The organism is Komagataeibacter kakiaceti JCM 25156, from assembly GCF_000613305.1.
The window spans coordinates 1-3,214 of sequence record NZ_BAIO01000272.1 but is presented as its reverse complement, the minus strand read 5'-3'; the positions used below and the strand labels follow the sequence as shown (position 1 = coordinate 3,214).

Annotated in this window: 2 protein-coding genes and 3 pseudogenes; 3 read left to right on the top strand and 2 right to left on the bottom strand. The window is 63.3% G+C overall.

The genetic code is table 11. From position 1 onward, the window contains the following. Nucleotides 1–18: 18 nt before the first annotated feature. The 3 genes and pseudogenes from JCM25156_RS28005 to JCM25156_RS24020 all read left to right on the top strand — a co-directional run. A pseudogene (locus tag JCM25156_RS28005) lies at nt 19–390 on the top strand (NTP transferase domain-containing protein); the annotation flags it as partial. Between the two features lie 237 nt (nt 391–627). Next, nucleotides 628–978 carry a RidA family protein gene (locus JCM25156_RS12110; RefSeq protein WP_025813267.1) on the top strand — a complete coding sequence of 117 codons (351 nt, stop codon included), beginning with the start codon at nt 628–630 and terminating at the stop codon, nt 976–978. A 320-nt stretch (nt 979–1,298) separates the two neighbouring features. Next, nucleotides 1,299–2,059: pseudogene (locus JCM25156_RS24020) on the top strand (CHAP domain-containing protein). 25 nt (nt 2,060–2,084) lie between these two features. On the opposite strand, the gene JCM25156_RS12100 reads toward JCM25156_RS24020, so the two are convergent. Further along, a complete protein-coding gene (locus JCM25156_RS12100; RefSeq protein ID WP_025813266.1) occupies nt 2,085–2,543 on the bottom strand; it encodes a 23S rRNA (pseudouridine(1915)-N(3))-methyltransferase RlmH in 459 nt (152 codons plus the stop codon). Nucleotides 2,544–2,546: 3 nt separating this feature from the next. Next, nucleotides 2,547–2,995, bottom strand: a pseudogene (gene rsfS, locus JCM25156_RS24015) (ribosome silencing factor). Nucleotides 2,996–3,214 lie beyond the last annotated feature (219 nt).

Below are 3,214 nucleotides of genomic sequence, written 5' to 3'. Positions count from 1 at the left end.
GACGCCACGGGGCTGCCCATGATCGCGCGCACCCTGCGTGCCGTCACCGCCAGCCGGGCCGACCCGGTTGTGGTCGTACTTGGCCATCGGGCCGGGGAAATCCGCCAGGCCGCCCTTCCGGGCGTGCAGCCGGGGCGTACGGTCAATTTCGTAACCACGCCGGATTATATGTCTGGCCTGTCACAATCGCTGGTGGCGGGCATACGGGCGCTTGGCCCGCGTCATGACGTGGCGGGAATGCTGATCTGTCTGGGGGATATGCCCCTGATCGGGACGGACCTCATCAACCGCCTGATCACCGCTTTCATGGCGCATCCCGACCGGCCCGGCGCGCTGCCGGTGCACGGTGATGGATGGGGCAACCCGATAATATGGAACCGCGCCCTGTTCCCCGCGCTCATGGCCCTGCGTGGCGACCGGGGCGCACGCGATCTGGTGCGGCAACACGAATCCGCCATGCTGCGGATTCCCGCGGGACCGAATCACACAGGATTTCGACACGCCTGCCCGGCTGGCCGAATTCGCACGACTTTTCGCGGGCGGTTGACCTCAGGCCGGACCGGCGCAAAGAGAAGCAGCAGGACTGCGGCCCGTCCGCACGCCTGCCAACCAACCAGGACCAATGACATGAGCAAGATCATCCGCACAGAGCCCAATCCCATCCTGTCCAAGGTGGTGGAATATCATGGCTTCCTGTTCACGCAGGGATTCGTGGCCCGCGACCTGAAGGCCGACATCACGGCCCAGACCAAGGATGTGCTGGCCCAGATTGACGAGGCGCTGGAACTGCACGGCACCGACAACACCCGCCTGCTTCAGGCCCAGATCTGGCTGAAGGACATCAACGACCGTGATGCCCTGAACGCCGTATGGAGCGCCTGGCTGCCCAAGGACGGTGCGCCCGCACGCGCCTGCATACAGGCCACGATGGCCCACCCCGACGTGCTGGTCGAGATCATGCTGACCTGCACCAAATAACACCATGGGGAAGCGGGAAGGCCCCTTTATAACATGTCACATTTTTGCAACTTTCCCGCTTCCCGAGAATCATTCCTCTTCTGTTCTTCCTGCTCCGCCGGGGGGCCAGTCGCCTGAAAAACAAGGGCTAGAGAGTCCTCTTAAAGATTATATTCCTATTTTTCGTTCCAGATTATGTTTTTGGGCGAAATGTGTGCATGGCTCTTCATCGCCGTCAGCACAGGCTTGTCAGGATTGCGATGGGCTTGCTACTCGATGAACACGATGTGAGCGGGTTACTGTCATGTCGCCCCGGCAGAGTGGTGGAGAGATTGCGGAAAATGTGGATCAGGAACCTGAAGCGTAGCGTTTTTCTTTCCGTTCTCAGTGCTTCGTTCGGATTCATGTTTTCAGCGCCCGGTCAGGCCCATGCCGCCCGGCAGACCAGCCATGCGGCGCATCCGCCCGTCCATCATGCCACGGCCACTACCCATCACACCCTGAGCCACCATGTCGGCGCACGCCGCGTGGCCGAACGCGGGCATGTCATCCAGTGCGTGGCCTTCGCCAAGGCCGCATCGGATGTTGAAATCCACGGCAACGCCATTGACTGGTGGTACAAGGCCGCCGGCCGTTATGCGCGCGGCAACATGCCCGAGGAAGGCAGCGTCCTGAACTTCCGCGGCACGCGCCGTATGCCGCTGGGTCATGTGGCGGTGGTCCGCCATCTGGTCAACAACCGCTCCATCATCATTGACCAGTCACATTGGGGGCAGCGCGGAATCAGCCGCGATGTATCCGTGATCGATGTCTCACCGAATAACGACTGGTCGGCCGTCCGTGTCGCGCTCAACAACCGCAGCGGCGCGTATGGCAGTATCTACCGACCTATGGCTTCATTTACGCCCGGCCCGATACGACATCGAACATGATGCTGACCACTTACCAGAAGGCGACGCGTAACCCGACGGTCATGGCGCAGGCGCAGGCGCAGTCGCGTCATGCCGCCACCGAAGTGGCGGAAGCGCCGGAAGCCATTGCCGGGCGCGCGTCCTCTTCCCTCGCCTATACGGATGATGCGCCGAATCGTTCCCTGCGCTAGGCTGTTTTTTTACCAGCCCCCACCGTCAGGGCCGACCGGCCCGATGGTAGGGATGCCCGGCTGAAATGGCGCGGGCGCGGTAAAGCTGTTCGGCCAGCATGCCCCGCACCAGCATATGCGGCCATGTCATCCTGCCAAATGAAAGGGTATGGTCCGCGCGCTGGACAACCGGTCCATCCAGACCTTCCGCCCCACCGATGACGAAGCAGAGCGGGCGTGGCGTCTCGATCCAGCGTTCCACCGCCTTTGAAAAGGCCAGACTGTCATAAGTCTGCCCGCCTTCATCCATGGCCACGACAATGGCGCGATCCGGCAGGGCGGAGAGAATGGCCGCCCCTTCCCTGCGCTTGATCTCGTTCGGGGCGCCCCGCCCCTCGGTCAGTTCGGTCAGCTTTATGCGGGGCGAAAGCCGGGTGGCGTAACGCTCGAACAGGTCACGCTCCACCCGATCCTTCATCCGCCCCACCGCAATCAGGTGGAACACCCCTTATTCCACCGGTGTGGCGGGCGCCTCCGGCGGCACATCCAGTTCCGCGCCCCACATCCGTTCCAGCCCGTACAGCGCGCGCGCCTCCGCCTTGAACAGATGCACGACAATATCGCCCGCATCCAGCAGCACCCAGTCGGACCCGTTGGCCCCCTCGGTCAGGACACGCTTCAGCCCGGCTTCACCCAGCTTGCGGTCGATATGCGCGGCCATGGCCGCGATCTGCCGATCCGCCAGACCTGTCGCGATCACCATCCGGTCAGCAAAGGAGGCGCGGCCCGTCAGGTCGATGACGACGATGTCCTCGGCCTTGTCATCTTCCAGCTGGTGGTGATGATTTCCAGAAACTGCTCCACACGGGGGTCCGCCGCCCGTGTTTCAGCGGAAACGGGGCCAGCGACGGCGGCTTTCTTGCGGGGCGTGCCCGGCACCTGAACCGCACTGCCCAGTGAACCCGCCTGCGGGCGCGCCTGCGCTGCTGTGGAAGAGGTACTGCCGGTCCGGCGCTTGGCGCCATTCTCGGCTGTCGGCTTTCTGGTTATGGCTGTTACTCCCGTTCGTGGCCACAAGCGGCCCGCGATGCACGTATTTGCGTAGCAGATATAGCGTTCTGCGGCGCGGGAAGAAAGACCCACGCCGGGGGCGTGCATGTGGCCAGCAGGCGCGCC

Excerpts from the sequence above, each read along its gene's own strand:
- JCM25156_RS12110 (WP_025813267.1), top strand. The coding sequence starts at position 628 with ATGAGCAAGATCATCCGCACAGAGCCCAATCCCATCCTGTCCAAGGTG.